The organism is Chitinophaga sp. 10T418 (assembly GCF_056394125.1).
Genome location: NZ_JBFTHG010000003.1, coordinates 944,259 through 956,063, shown reverse-complemented (window position 1 = coordinate 956,063; position 11,805 = coordinate 944,259). Strand labels below are relative to the sequence as shown.

Below are 11,805 nucleotides of genomic sequence, written 5' to 3'. Positions count from 1 at the left end.
AAATTTTTCAATTAATTATGAAGTATAATTTGGTCCAGTACCACCATCATTAGCTCCTCCACTGGGACTACTTGTGTTTGTTACTTCGCCGATTTTTCCGAGATCTTTTAATTTAGGGGGCTGATAAATTTTTTTTTCTCCTTGGGTAATTACTTCTTTTTGCATAATGTGTTTTTTTAAATAGTGAAATTATTAGGGGTTGTAATTGCTCCATGATAAAACATGTAAAATAGGCAAAATGTTGTTGTAGGATGTTGATGAACATCCAGGATTTCTGATGGCTGCCAATAGACGCTGTATATCTATTTTACCACTTAAAAAACCACTGGATTCCGATATTTTTTTTTCCAGCAGATCGTGTATTTCCTGTGTTTTTAGGTTTTGAGAAAGAGGATTCCCAAAAAGGAGTGTTTTGGGCCTTCTTACTATTTCTTCCGGTAGGTAAGGTATCATAGCCATTCGTAGCAATGACTTTTTATACAATAGATGTGGGGGGAGTGCCAGTATAAAAAGGAGTAACTCCAATGAAAAAAAAGGTTGTCTGATCTTTATTTTATTGCCGGTAAAACCTGGGTGAGAAGTCTCAGATAACCAGGACCAGAAGGGGTTACCTGTCATTGCGAAATTGGAACGCATTGAAATGCCGTCTTTATTTGGTTTAAATGGCGTATAATCTGTGGGAAAGAAAGTGGAATCGTACCAGGGAGGTATAGTCGTATTGGTGATGGGAGTTTTCTTCACCCATTTCTTTATTTTTTGCCTGACTGTTCTGGCAAAACTGCTAAATGTTTTATAGAACATCAGGTCATCCAGATATGGCTGAACAAAGTATCCCTGAGCTGCGAGTCTGCGGCGTGAATGTGGTTCATACTCAAACAAGGGGTCTCCCCCAAAGCCTGTCAAATACACTCTTGAAAAAGAAGCAGCATCAATAAATATTTGAGATTCTGCTGTTGCATCTGGAATGGCGATTGGTTCGGGAATCCAGGACGTCATTGGCTGGGCAACATTTTTCACATAGTCCTCTGCCATGTATTGTTGGATCGGTATTCTAAGATGGTTGGCCGTCAGCTTTCCAAAATATCCTTCCTTTTCAGTTACCAGATGCCGGTAGCCAATATTAAATGAAACGACTGTATTATTACTGCCATAGCTGGCATCAAGTACTTTTTTCGTAATAGCCGTTATAGATGAGCTGTCCATGCCGCCACTTAGTGAGCAGGATATTTTATTGTTACGGGTACGGTCTATAATAGATTGCTCAAATAAACGATAGAAATGGCTCACATATTCTTTGGTCGTTTTGTAACGAATAGGTTTGATATTGGAAGGGATTTCCCAATAACAACTGATAAGAATTTCTCCATCTTTATAAATTAATTTGTGAGCCGGTGGAAGTTTTTTTATCTTTTTATAGATCGTTTGATCGAAACGTCTGTTTGCCCCATTTTCCAGATAATCCCGCAATACATCATCATTCAGGTCGGACATCAGATTGGGGATGTCTTTAAGAGAGCGGTAAAAATTTGTGAAAAGAAACCGGTTATCAGATTGCGTGTAATAAAAAGGGATCAGCCCAAAATGATCACGGGCACAAAAAAGATAACTTGCCTGCTCATTCCAGATGGCAAAAGCGTAATCTCCTGAAATATGTTGCAGACAATCCTCGCCCCAATGTTTATAGGCATATAGGATTAGGTAAGCATCAGGGGTAGTATTACTGATAGCACTAAAATATGAGCCAAGTTCTTTCACTAATTCGATGCGTCTATCCAAACGCACATCTCCTGCAATCCAGAGATTTTCATCAACTGTAAAGGGGAGTTGCTCTTCTGCTGTATCGTCACAGGTTTTAAGCCAACCAAACCGCAAATCAGCCTGATTACTGCTCCATGCACCCAAGTAGTCGTTGCAACAGGATGCAATGACCGCTGTAGAAACGTCAAGCAATGCGCTATCGGTTTTTTGGAGCTGAGAAGATATTATTCCAATGAATCCGCTCATTTAAATTTAAGGATAGCGTTTAGTTTACCTGCTGGTAAAACGAAATAATTAGCAATGATTGAAGGGTGGTCATTTAAGAGAATCCCTTCTTTCTCTAACCATGCATGAGCATCAAACTTTCCCATTTTTTGATTCACACCAATTTTGAGTTCCGAAGGAATGCCTTTTCTGTTTAGTAAAAAACGCATGACCAGTGACTGAGATAAGCATCGTCCCTTTAGCAGAGGCAACAGGTTCATCTGATTAAAGATGGTTGCGTATTTGTCAAGAATAACAACCGTTTCGTTGTGATCTGGCAAGGGGACTTGTTTCATAAAGAAAGAAAGTAATCTCTCTGTCGTTTTTAAACTTGTAAAACGGAGGCATACTTCTGTTAAGATGGTAAGAATACGAGCCCGGAAAAACATACGATCGTATGCTCTTAAAGATCTGTTTAAGTTAATTAAATCATGATCTGAATACATCAGTAAGTAGTAATTAATTCAGCCTTTCTAAGCTCGTCTATTAATCGGGTGATATCATCCTGAAGTCGTTCTGCACTTACCTCATATTCATCCTGCAATACACGGAGGGCAAACGCGTATTCCTGATCACCAGATAATAATTCCCAAAAGCGTTTTCCGACTTCGTCGAGTTCATAAAAACGTTCCGTATTTAAATTCAGAATGACAATACCAGCGCCCATTTCCCGGACAACACTGTTTTCGGAGATTTTAATTTTTTGTTCCAGAATGGTCATTTATGTTAATGTTTTAGGGACACAATTATGCTAAAATGACAATGATTGATTCTCTTTAATGGTTGAGTCTGGCAATAAAGATATGGGGTAATAATTTTAAATCATAATCTACTTAGATGATCTCATGAGATCTCAAGTTAGTATTGTAACAGTTTTAAAGTCGTTTTGTTTTATACGATAGAAAATTTTCCTTTAAATGAATTCATCTGGTCATTCTCGACTTCTTTAACAAAAAATAAGGTCCTTCATAATAGACTGCAAGGACCCAGGGGTGTAAATTTTTTACAGATAGACTAAACTAAACTTTATGATGCTTCCTTAGGTTTTTAACCTGCTTCGATATTTTGTGCTGTGCCAAAAAAGCCCTGATTTCAATTAAGAGACCAAGGCTTTTAAAGCTGCGGAGAAGAAGGGATTCGAACCCTTGAAGCCCTTTCAAGCTTACACACTTTCCAGGCGTGCCGGTTCAACCACTCCCGCACTTCTCCGATTATCTTTTCCTGAGTAAAAATGGAAAGGTTGTTTTTTCCAATTCAGGGTTGCAAAGATAATCCTTTAGTTTATATTTCAAAAAAAAGTTTAATTCTTGTCGTACAGCTTCCAGATGCCTGCCCCTAAAAGCCCACCCACAATAGGTCCTACAATAAATACCCAGAGATTGGATAGTGCTTGTCCACCTACAAAAATAGCAGGTCCGATACTGCGGGCCGGGTTAACAGATACCCCTGTTACCGGAATGCCTACAATGTGAATCATGGTAAGGCACAAGCCAATGGCGAGGCCTGCAAATGCACCATTGCCATTGTTTTTACTGGTACTGCCATGTACTACTACCAGGAAGATAGTGGTTAATACTATTTCGGCTACGAGACCAGTTATCAGCGAATAGTGGTCTGGTGATCCCTGTTCTACTCCATTTGCGCCTAATCCGTTGGCGGCAAGGGAGTAGTCGGCCTTGCCCTGGGCAATAAAATACAGCACCGCAGAAGCCACAATAGCTCCTATGATTTGGGAAACAATGTACGCGCCTGCATCTTTACCGGATATTTTGCCGGTAGACAACAGGGAAATCGTAATAGCGGGATTAAGATGGCAACCGGAGATATGACCAACAGCATAGGCCATAGTAACTACCGATAACCCAAACGCAAAAGCAATACCCAGGAATCCTACATGTGTGCCGGCTAATACCGCACTGCCACAACCCATAAATACTAAAACAAAAGTGCCAAAAAATTCTGCAATACATTTCTGAGATAATGAAACTGCCATAGAGAGAAAGATTTTGTGGTGATTGGAAATCGGGGAATATGAAATTGGTGATAATTAAATTTACCGCAAATATTCAAGATAAAAAAAAGCAGGAAGCACAACTAAAGTGCTTCCCGCTTGTATACCTCTGCAAGGAGCTCAATATACTTCGATAGGTGTTAATTCACCACGCAGCGGTGCTTCTATCAGCTTCCGGGTTTCTGCCGGTGACAGGCCTTGTCCCAATACAAACATCAGTTTGGTGACAGCTGCCTCAAAGGTCATATCATGGCCGCTTACTACGCCGATTTCCACAAGATGTTGACTGGTTTCATATTTTCCCAACTCTACAGACCCACCATCACATTGCGTAATATCCACTACCAGTGCACCATTATCAATTACTTTTTTAATGCTTTCAATAAACCAGGGTTGCGTATTAGTATTGCCGCTACCAAATGTTTCCATGATAACGCCTTTCAGGCCAGACACGCTCAGAGTGGCTTCTACTGCCCTTCTGCTGATGCCCGGAAATAACTTCAATACCGTAATATTTGTTTCCAGTTCTTTATGCACCTTCAGCGGTTGTGTAGGTGGTGGTAAAATGAACTGGTGTTTGAATTTAATATCAATGCCGGCTTCGGCCAGCTGAGGATAATTCATGGTATAGAATGCCTCAAACTTTTCCGCATTATATTTTTTGGAACGGTTACCTCTGAAAAGGGAGAAGTCAAAATAAATGCATACTTCCGGAACCAGGGATATATTAGTGCCGTTATGCCTGCTACAGGCTATTTCCATGGCAGTAATGATGTTCTCCTTGGCATCTGTACGTATTTTGCCTATAGGCAGCTGTGAGCCGGTTAAAATAACAGGTTTCGACAGGTTCTCCAGCATAAAGCTCAGTGCGGAAGCAGTAAAAGCCATGGTGTCAGAACCATGCAGAATCACAAACCCATCGTATCGGTCGTATCGGTCCTCAATAATACTGGCCAGTTCTACCCAGATCTCAGGCTGCATGTCTGATGAATCTATAGGCGGATTAAATGCGTACACATAAAAATCGATACCCATCCGGTAGAGTTCCGGTAAATTATTCCGTATTTCGTTGAATCCGATAGGGCGCAGTGCTTTGGTCTTATCATCATAGATCATACCCACTGTACCGCCTGTGTAAATAATCAGTATTTTACTCATTGTGCTAGTAGCCATTGCCTGCAAAGGTATTACCTAAACAGTTAGAGCATTTTGAATAATTTCAGGGCATTGCTGCTTGTTATAGCTGCTACGTCTGCTATTTTTAGATTTTTTATATCTGCCACCTTTTCTCCTGCCAGCGGGAGGTAGGCACTTTCATTGCGTTTACCCCGGTAAGGTACCGGTGCTAAATAAGGTGCATCTGTTTCCATTATAATGTGCGCCAGGTCTATTTCTTCCAGTAGTTTATCCAACCCTGACTTCTTAAACGTCACTACGCCGCCGATACCCAGATAGAAGCCCAGGTCAATGATTTCCTTTGCCTCGTCCAGCGTGCCGGAAAAACAGTGGAATACGCCGCTTAAGCGGCCATCCTGTAAGCCCTTTACTTCGTTGATACATTCCCGTGTGGCTTCCCGGCTATGAATGGATACCGGTAGCTGGTATTCCCTTGCCAGCAGCAATTGTTCCTGGAAGGCCTGGTATTGCTGGGTTAACAAGGACTTATCCCAGTAAAAATCCAGTCCTATTTCCCCGATGGCTTTGAATGGTCGTTGCTGCAGCCAGGCTTTTACCAGGTCCAGCTGAGCGGCTACGTTCTCCTTTACATAGCAGGGGTGTATCCCCATCATGGCATATATATGCTCCGGGTGCCTGGCTTCCAGCTCCAGCATCCCTTCTATAGAACTCTCGTCTATATTAGGCAAAAACAGTTGATCTACTCCCGCTGCTATGGCCCGCGCTACCATCTCTTCCCGGTCTGCCTCAAATTCTTCGGAATACAGGTGGGTGTGGGTATCTATCCAGCGCATAATAATTTATTTATTAAATTTGTAATTTCTTTAATATTTAAAGGATATCTTTATACCTACAAAGGTAAAGACCGAAAAACCTAATTGCTAATAAAACCTAAACTATGAAAAGCTATTTCAGTACAAATCGTGTGCTGGCGTGGACCATCACCGGCGTGGCAGTAGCCACTATTTTCTTTGCGTGTAAGAAGGAAGTAACCACAGACACCGCTCCCAACAACGAAACAGATAATAAGACGATTGGCGTGGTGCAACATGAAGCCGTGGTAAGCGCTATGTACAATGATTGGTTCGAAACGGTAGCCAGCGTAGGTATCGACCAGGGTATGTTTACCGGTCGCCAGGCAAATCCCAATGGGACTGAAATGGCGGATGTTCCCAAGCCCTCCTGCCCATCTTCTGAGCTGCTGGATGGTACAGGTGCTACCTGGCCTAAACGCGTAGCAATAGATTTTGGAGAATCCTGCCTCGACAGATTTGGCGTTTATCGCAGTGGCATCCTGAATGTAACGTTCAGTGGCCCGCTTTTCAACCCCACCTCCACCATCACCGTGGAGCCATCCAATTATAAAATCAACGGAAAAGCCGTAGCCGGACGTTTTGTGATCAGTAACGCCTCCTTCAGTCTTACAGCTGGTATGCAGTATACAACAGAATTAACCGGTGGTAAAATAACCCTTGCGGATACACTGATCATCAACTATGCCTGCAAAAAAACGGTGAAACAAATAGCCGGCTTTGAGCTGGACAGGCCATTCAGGAACCTGTCTGATGATGTATACAGTGTAGATGGTACTGCCAGTCTTAGCTATGAGAAAGGGCCTGCTACAGGCCTTACGGCAACTTTCACTACACAATCATCACTTATTAAAGCATGGAGCTGTCAGTATATTTCCAAGGGTAAACTGAAAGTAGACTTCAACAATGCTTCCGGTGTAATTGATTATGGAGATGGAACATGCGATGATGTAGCTACTATAACAGTAGGTGATAAAGCGAAAGAAATTAAACTGAAACCATAAATTTTACCTGGTGCTGATACAGCCTTGTATCAGCACCAGATCATTATACGATCGCAGCCAGTTCATATTTTTGCTTTTTGCAATACTCCAGCACCCGTGGCAGCGCATATTCCAGCCGATCCCAGGCCTTGGTGCTGTCATGAAATACCACAATAGAGCCGGGTTGCAATTTAAACACCACATTTTGCACACAGGCTTCCCCGTTGAGTTCCGTATCAAAATCACCGCTCAACAGATCCCACATAATAATTTTAGCCCCCGGAATCTTATTCTTTATCTGCCGGATCTGGAAGGGAGTAATCCTGCCATAAGGAGGCCGGAATAGCGGAGAGGGAATATACTTAGCAGCTTCCAGCACATTTTCCAGGTACTTTTCTGTATTTGTTTTCCAGCCATTCAGATGATTGTGGGTATGATTGCCGGTAGCATGGCCCGCTTCCAGTATCTGCTGGTAAATAGTGGGGTGCTCCACCACATTTTTACCGATACAGAAAAAAGTTCCTTTCGCATCATATCTGGCCAGTTGTTCCAGCACAAAGGGTGTTGCCTGTGGATGCGGGCCATCGTCAAAAGTGAGGTATACTTTGTTGCCGGCCGGAGACATATTCCAGACACAGCTTTTATACAGGGCTTTCAGGATGCCGGGTGTTTTAGTAAGATAGAACATAGCGCAATGGTGCTTGATACTGCAATATACTTAATGTGTGAAAGCGGGATATCGTATTAAAAAATTTTAATCTTCCGCATTTCTCCCCTCACGAATCACTGGGAGCTAAACGCTAAATCCTTATCTTTGTCGCCTATGGATCACAAAAAAGTAAGAGTGCGTTTTGCGCCCAGTCCTACTGGTGGCCTACATCTTGGAGGTGTACGCACTGTATTGTTCAACTATTTGTTTGCAAAACAGCATAAAGGCGATTTTGTGCTGCGTATTGAAGATACTGACCAAACCCGCTACGTTGCGGGTGCGGAAGAGTACATCAGCGAATGTTTGAGCTGGTGTGGCCTCACGCCGGATGAAAGTCCCGCGTTAGGTGGTCCGTATGGTCCTTATCGCCAGAGTGAGCGCAAGCCAATGTATCGCCAGTATGCAGAGCAACTGGTAAAATCCGGCCACGCCTATTATGCTTTCGATACACCGGAAGAACTGGAAAGTATGCGCGAAAGGCTGAAAGGTCCCGACAATCATTCTCCCCAGTACAACCACCTCGTAAGAGAAAAAATGCGTAATTCCCTCACCCTGTCTGATGCAGAAGTACAGGAATTACTGGTGAAGAATACACCGCATGTTATCCGTATTAATATGCCTGCCGATGAAGAACTCACCTTTACCGACCTGGTACGTGGTGAAGTTACTTTTCATACATCGCAGGTAGATGATAAAGTATTGCTGAAAGCAGACGGAATGCCTACCTATCACCTCGCAGTGGTAGTAGATGATTACCTGATGAAAATTACCCACGCTTTCCGCGGAGAAGAATGGTTGCCATCTGCACCAGTACATCTCCTGCTCTGGAAATACCTGGGCTGGGAAGCTGATATGCCGCAATGGGCACATCTTCCGCTGATCCTGAAACCTGATGGTAACGGTAAACTCAGCAAACGTGACGGAGATCGTTTAGGCTTTCCCGTATATGCTATGAACTGGACAGATCCCGCCACCCAGGAAGTAACGAAAGGGTTCCGTGAGCTGGGCTTCCTGCCGGAAGCATTCATTAATATGCTGGTGATGCTGGGCTGGAATGACGGTACTGAACAGGAAATATTCTCTATAGAGGAACTGATTCAGAAGTTCTCCCTGGAGCGGGTGCATAAAGCCGGCGCCAAATTCGACTACGAAAAAGCCAAATGGTTTAACCATCAGTATATCCATCATAAAGACAACGAAAGCCTGGCAGCCCTTTTTCAACCAGTACTGGCAGAAAAAGGTGTTAGCGCAGATCCTGCCTATGTAGCCACTGTGGCAGGCCTGGTGAAAGAACGTTGTTACTTCGTGAATGAAATCTGGGACCACGGTTTCTTCTTCTTCCAAAGCCCAACGAGCTATGATGAAGCCGCTGTAAAACCAAAGTGGAATGCAGATAAAGAAGCATTTTTCACTGCCTGGTCTGCACAGCTGGATAGCTTAACCGCTGCTCCTGCGGCAGATCTGGAAGCTGCTTTCAAAGCCCTGGCTACTGAAAAGAACCTGAAAATGGGAGACGTGCAACTGCCTTTCCGCATCATGCTGACCGGTGGTAAATTCGGACCTCCTGTTTTTGATATCGTAGCTACACTGGGTATAGCGGAAACACGCAACAGGATAGCAAAGGGATTGGAAGCTTTTAAGTAGAATTGTTAGTAGTTATATAGATAAAGGCTAAACGATGCGGATCGTTTAGCCTTTATTATTTTGCCAGATTTTTAGGCCGGTGTGAGAGCTGATTAAGTCAAAGTCGCTGTCATTATGAACTACTTCCAGGTCAAAACTCATGGCGTAGAAAGCAATGACACAATCATTACCACTACGAATGGTTACGCCTTTTTTCCGGAGCGCCCTGTATAGTGTTCCGGCTCCCATAGCAGCCATCATGTGAGGTAGTTCTAGTTTGGTATGCCAGCGGAGAATTTCTTTCAGTTTTTTATGCTGGGCATCTTCTTTTATCCCTTGTAAAAACTCTTGTGCAACGATAGGCACAAGGGGTGTCTCAAATCTGTTTTTTAAATAATAAGCTAACAGAAGGGTTTGCGGCGTTTCTTTTTTTCCTGCGTAGTCAATCCAAACGGAGGTGTCAAAGATGAGTGGATTTTTCATGCGCCTCGCATTTCATTCAGATCGCCGTCCCAATAGATCTTACCTTTCATCGCCAGCAATTCTCTGTTTTTAACACCGAGAATATAATCTCTCAATGCCTTATTCAACACCTCTTCTTGTGTTTTTCCTTTATTGAGCTTCATTGCTTCTTTGATCAGCTCAGGATCTAAGTTTACTAAGTTTACCTGGTTTATATTGGCTCTTGCTTTTGCCATAAAGAATGGTTTACTATTATCAATAAAAATACATAATAATATACACATAAAAAGGCCGGACAGTAACTGCCCGGCCTGCACTTTATTTCAAAAAAATATTACTTCCCTTTTGCGCTTTCTTTCGCCCATGCATCTTTCAGTGTCACCGTTCTGTTGAACACCACTTTTTCTGGCGTGCTATCTGGATCTACGGAGAAGTATCCTTTGCGAAGGAACTGGAAACGTTCACCTGGCTTAGCTTGTAGCAGACCTGGTTCTACAAACGCTTCTTTGATAACTTGTAAGGAATCCGTATTAATCAGCGTTTTGAAATCGGCTTCTTCTGCAGCTGGGTTTTCAGAAGTGAATAAGCGATCGTAGATACGTACTTCAGCAGTAGCAGCATGTGCTGCACTTACCCAATGAATGGTTCCTTTAACGGTTAAGCCGCTCTGGTCGCCACCACTTTTGCTTTCAGGTAAATAGGTAGCATAGATGGTGGTGATATTGCCATCGGCATCTTTATCGAAGCTTTCTCCTTTAATGATATAAGCATTCTTTAAGCGCACCATGTTACCTGGACCGAGACGGAAGAATTTCTTAGGTGGATTTTCCATGAAATCTTCACGTTCAATATACAGGGTGTTGCTGAAATGCAGGGTACGGGATCCTGCGCTTTCATCTTCCGGATTATTGTCTGCGGTCATTTCTTCTACCTGTCCTTCCGGATAGTTGGTGATCACCAGTTTAACCGGATCCAGCACTGCCATTACGCGGTTGGCGGTTTTGTTCAGCTCTTCGCGGATACAGAATTCCAGCAGACTCAATTCAATCATCTGGTCGCGTTTCTGTACGCCTACACGTTCGTTGAACATGCGGATGCTGGCAGGTGTATAACCCCGGCGGCGTAAGCCGCTGATGGTAGGCATACGGGGATCGTCCCAGCCGCTTACATAATTCTCCTCCACCAGTTGTTTGAGTTTTCGTTTACTCATCACCGTATAGGTGAGGTTTAAACGGGAAAACTCGTATTGATGGCTGGGAAATATTTCCAGCTCGTTGATAAACCAATCGTACAGCGGGCGATGTGGAATAAACTCCAGGGTACAAATGGAATGGGTAATATTTTCAATGCTGTCACTTTGGCCGTGGGCGAAGTCGTACATCGGATAGATGCACCATTTGTCGCCAGTACGGTGGTGATGGGCATGTTTAATACGATACATCAGCGGGTCGCGCATATGCATATTAGGGGAGGCCAGGTCTACTTTGGCGCGGAGGGTTTTTTCTCCGTCTTTGAATTCTCCATTGCGCATGCGGGTGAACAGGTCCAGGTTTTCCGCTACAGAGCGGCTTCTGGCTGGTGTAGGCGTGCCTGGAACCGTGGGGGTACCTTTGGCAGCGGCTATTTGTTCCGCAGTGGCGTCTTCTACGTAGGCCAGTCCTTTTTCTATCAACTTTACGGCATAAGCGTACAATTGCTCGAAATAATCGGAGGCATACAGTTCTTTTTCCCACTCAAACCCCAGCCAGTGGATATCTTCCTTGATAGAATCCACGTATTCGGTGTCTTCTGTTACCGGGTTGGTATCATCGAAGCGGAGATTGGTTTTACCGTTATATTTCTGGGCCAGTCCAAAGTTCAGTGCAATGGATTTGGCATGCCCGATATGCAGGTAGCCATTCGGTTCCGGCGGGAAACGCGTCAGTACACGACCATCATTTACGCCGTTCGCAATGTCTTCTTCAACAATTTGTTCTATAAAGTTGAGGGATCTTTCTTCGCTCATAG

General features: G+C 43.5%; 13 protein-coding genes and 1 tRNA gene. 2 read left to right on the top strand and 12 right to left on the bottom strand.

The window, feature by feature from the left end:
- Positions 1-15 precede the first annotated feature (15 nt).
- From AC1DCV_RS12015 to AC1DCV_RS11980, 8 genes are all read right to left on the bottom strand, one after another.
- Positions 16-165, bottom strand: a complete 150-nt coding sequence (locus AC1DCV_RS12015; RefSeq protein WP_477023402.1) for a hypothetical protein — start codon at positions 163-165, stop codon at positions 16-18.
- Positions 166-192: 27 nt separating this feature from the next.
- Positions 193-2,004 (bottom strand): asparagine synthetase B family protein, encoded by a 1,812-nt coding sequence (locus AC1DCV_RS12010; protein WP_477023401.1) that lies wholly within the window; start codon positions 2,002-2,004, stop codon positions 193-195.
- Positions 2,001-2,411, bottom strand: coding sequence for a lasso peptide biosynthesis B2 protein (locus tag AC1DCV_RS12005; RefSeq protein ID WP_477023432.1), 411 nt, complete (start codon positions 2,409-2,411; stop codon positions 2,001-2,003). Before AC1DCV_RS12005 ends, AC1DCV_RS12010 begins: the two co-directional genes overlap by 4 nt.
- Positions 2,412-2,467: 56 nt before the next feature.
- Positions 2,468-2,743 (bottom strand): PqqD family protein, encoded by a 276-nt coding sequence (locus AC1DCV_RS12000; protein ID WP_477023400.1) that lies wholly within the window; start codon positions 2,741-2,743, stop codon positions 2,468-2,470.
- Positions 2,744-3,144: 401 nt separating this feature from the next.
- A tRNA-Ser gene (locus tag AC1DCV_RS11995) sits at positions 3,145-3,231 on the bottom strand.
- 91 nt (positions 3,232-3,322) lie between these two features.
- Positions 3,323-4,015 carry an aquaporin Z gene (gene aqpZ, locus AC1DCV_RS11990; protein WP_477023399.1) on the bottom strand — a complete coding sequence of 231 codons (693 nt, stop codon included), beginning with the start codon at positions 4,013-4,015 and terminating at the stop codon, positions 3,323-3,325.
- Positions 4,016-4,153: 138 nt separating this feature from the next.
- On the bottom strand, positions 4,154-5,206 hold the full coding sequence (locus AC1DCV_RS11985; protein ID WP_477023398.1) for an asparaginase: 1,053 nt from the start codon (positions 5,204-5,206) through the stop codon (positions 4,154-4,156).
- A 26-nt stretch (positions 5,207-5,232) separates the two neighbouring features.
- Entirely contained in the window at positions 5,233-6,003 is a 771-nt protein-coding gene (locus AC1DCV_RS11980) for a TatD family hydrolase (RefSeq protein ID WP_477023397.1), read from the bottom strand.
- A gap of 104 nt (positions 6,004-6,107) precedes the next feature.
- Between AC1DCV_RS11980 and AC1DCV_RS11975 the strand changes: the two genes are divergently transcribed.
- Positions 6,108-7,025 carry a hypothetical protein gene (locus tag AC1DCV_RS11975; protein ID WP_477023396.1) on the top strand — a complete coding sequence of 306 codons (918 nt, stop codon included), beginning with the start codon at positions 6,108-6,110 and terminating at the stop codon, positions 7,023-7,025.
- Between the two features lie 43 nt (positions 7,026-7,068).
- Here the strand turns inward: AC1DCV_RS11975 and AC1DCV_RS11970 are convergent, their stop codons facing one another.
- On the bottom strand, positions 7,069-7,692 hold the full coding sequence (locus tag AC1DCV_RS11970) for a polysaccharide deacetylase family protein (RefSeq protein ID WP_477023395.1): 624 nt from the start codon (positions 7,690-7,692) through the stop codon (positions 7,069-7,071).
- A 135-nt stretch (positions 7,693-7,827) separates the two neighbouring features.
- On the opposite strand from AC1DCV_RS11970, the gene gltX reads away from it, so the two are divergent.
- Positions 7,828-9,357 (top strand): glutamate--tRNA ligase, encoded by a 1,530-nt coding sequence (gltX, locus tag AC1DCV_RS11965; protein ID WP_477023394.1) that lies wholly within the window; start codon positions 7,828-7,830, stop codon positions 9,355-9,357.
- Between the two features lie 45 nt (positions 9,358-9,402).
- On the opposite strand, the gene vapC is transcribed toward gltX, so the two are convergent.
- The 3 genes from vapC to AC1DCV_RS11950 all read right to left on the bottom strand — a co-directional run bounded on the left by vapC (position 9,403) and on the right by AC1DCV_RS11950 (position 11,803).
- Positions 9,403-9,819, bottom strand: a complete 417-nt coding sequence (gene vapC / locus AC1DCV_RS11960) for a type II toxin-antitoxin system VapC family toxin (protein ID WP_477023393.1) — start codon at positions 9,817-9,819, stop codon at positions 9,403-9,405.
- Entirely contained in the window at positions 9,816-10,034 is a 219-nt protein-coding gene (locus AC1DCV_RS11955; RefSeq protein ID WP_477023392.1) for a type II toxin-antitoxin system VapB family antitoxin, read from the bottom strand. The genes vapC and AC1DCV_RS11955 overlap by 4 nt, the downstream gene beginning before the upstream one ends.
- A 98-nt stretch (positions 10,035-10,132) precedes the next feature.
- Positions 10,133-11,803 carry a glutamine--tRNA ligase/YqeY domain fusion protein gene (locus tag AC1DCV_RS11950; protein WP_477023391.1) on the bottom strand — a complete coding sequence of 557 codons (1,671 nt, stop codon included), beginning with the start codon at positions 11,801-11,803 and terminating at the stop codon, positions 10,133-10,135.
- Positions 11,804-11,805 lie beyond the last annotated feature (2 nt).

What these genes read in the sequence shown, in the direction of transcription:
- AC1DCV_RS12005 (WP_477023432.1), bottom strand. Translation starts at nt 2,411, where the DNA reads ATGTTTTTCCGGGCTCGTATTCTTACCATCTTAACAGAAGTATGCCTC.
- AC1DCV_RS11980 (WP_477023397.1), bottom strand. Translation starts at nt 6,003, where the DNA reads ATGCGCTGGATAGATACCCACACCCACCTGTATTCCGAAGAATTTGAG.
- AC1DCV_RS12000 (WP_477023400.1), bottom strand. Translation starts at nt 2,743, where the DNA reads ATGACCATTCTGGAACAAAAAATTAAAATCTCCGAAAACAGTGTTGTC.
- aqpZ (WP_477023399.1), bottom strand. Translation starts at nt 4,015, where the DNA reads ATGGCAGTTTCATTATCTCAGAAATGTATTGCAGAATTTTTTGGCACT.
- AC1DCV_RS11975 (WP_477023396.1), top strand. Translation starts at nt 6,108, where the DNA reads ATGAAAAGCTATTTCAGTACAAATCGTGTGCTGGCGTGGACCATCACC.
- AC1DCV_RS11985 (WP_477023398.1), bottom strand. Translation starts at nt 5,206, where the DNA reads ATGGCTACTAGCACAATGAGTAAAATACTGATTATTTACACAGGCGGT.
- gltX (WP_477023394.1), top strand. Translation starts at nt 7,828, where the DNA reads ATGGATCACAAAAAAGTAAGAGTGCGTTTTGCGCCCAGTCCTACTGGT.
- AC1DCV_RS12010 (WP_477023401.1), bottom strand. Translation starts at nt 2,004, where the DNA reads ATGAGCGGATTCATTGGAATAATATCTTCTCAGCTCCAAAAAACCGAT.
- AC1DCV_RS11950 (WP_477023391.1), bottom strand. Translation starts at nt 11,803, where the DNA reads ATGAGCGAAGAAAGATCCCTCAACTTTATAGAACAAATTGTTGAAGAA.
- AC1DCV_RS11955 (WP_477023392.1), bottom strand. Translation starts at nt 10,034, where the DNA reads ATGGCAAAAGCAAGAGCCAATATAAACCAGGTAAACTTAGTAAACTTA.
- vapC (WP_477023393.1), bottom strand. Translation starts at nt 9,819, where the DNA reads ATGAAAAATCCACTCATCTTTGACACCTCCGTTTGGATTGACTACGCA.
- AC1DCV_RS12015 (WP_477023402.1), bottom strand. Translation starts at nt 165, where the DNA reads ATGCAAAAAGAAGTAATTACCCAAGGAGAAAAAAAAATTTATCAGCCC.
- AC1DCV_RS11970 (WP_477023395.1), bottom strand. Translation starts at nt 7,692, where the DNA reads ATGTTCTATCTTACTAAAACACCCGGCATCCTGAAAGCCCTGTATAAA.